General features: G+C 44.0%; 1 pseudogene. It reads right to left on the bottom strand.

Annotated elements, in window-relative coordinates:
* Positions 1-841, bottom strand: a pseudogene (locus DPG01_RS18465) (hypothetical protein); the annotation flags it as partial.

Genomic DNA, 841 nt, shown 5'->3' with positions numbered 1-841 from the left:
GGTAATCTGATTGATTTGCTCTGCTGCAGTACGGATTTCATAATCTGAAATCTTCCCGACATTCGATTCATCCAGGATCAGTAAGTCATCTGCAACATAGTCATCACGAATCAGGGTCAGTACCCACTTATTGGTGCGACTGTCTACCGTACACACCGCATCAATGTGCTCACAAATCAAGTCAATGATTTTCTCAATCTCGCCTTCATCATCAAACACGATCGACATATACATGTCTTCTTGATTGAGCACAGCCCAGGCAGTTAAAAAGCTGTCTTTGTCCAGCATCGCCTCTGGCTGACCCATCCCCCAAGCTGTGTTGGTAATACAGCTCCACAGCATATCTGCTGGGTTCATATCAGGCTCACCTGAACGCACCCCAAACCATGATTCAAGATTAAAGATCGTTTCAGCATCATCGGTAATCGCCCAAGGTACATACACCCCTGCATCCACATTGTCCTCAGGTGTGTTGTCAGCTTGCATCAATAAATTATTCAAAGAGATGAAGTCAAAGTCAGAACGGGATACGGTATGGGTTTGATGTACGGCTGTGTCATGAAACATGGCCTGAAACTGTGCAATCACTTCTGGCGTAACATCGCGACCATCATGCATTGGCACAAAGATGCGACGGCTATTTTCAGTTTGATGCGCATTTAAAAAACTTTCCGCATTACTGATCATGCTTGAAATAGAGGCGCCTGATACTTGAGTTTTCGCTTCAATCCATGCAATAGCATCAGGCGCATCTGTTTCTTGAAAGTTGAGATAATCTTTAACATACAGTCCGCTATCAAAGAACATCAAACGAATGTTGACTATTGAGCCGTCATAAACC

The sequence above is a fragment of the Acinetobacter sp. WCHAc060042 genome (genome assembly GCF_003231195.1).
Classification (GTDB): domain Bacteria; phylum Pseudomonadota; class Gammaproteobacteria; order Pseudomonadales; family Moraxellaceae; genus Acinetobacter.
This window is presented reverse-complemented; position numbering and strand designations above follow the sequence as displayed.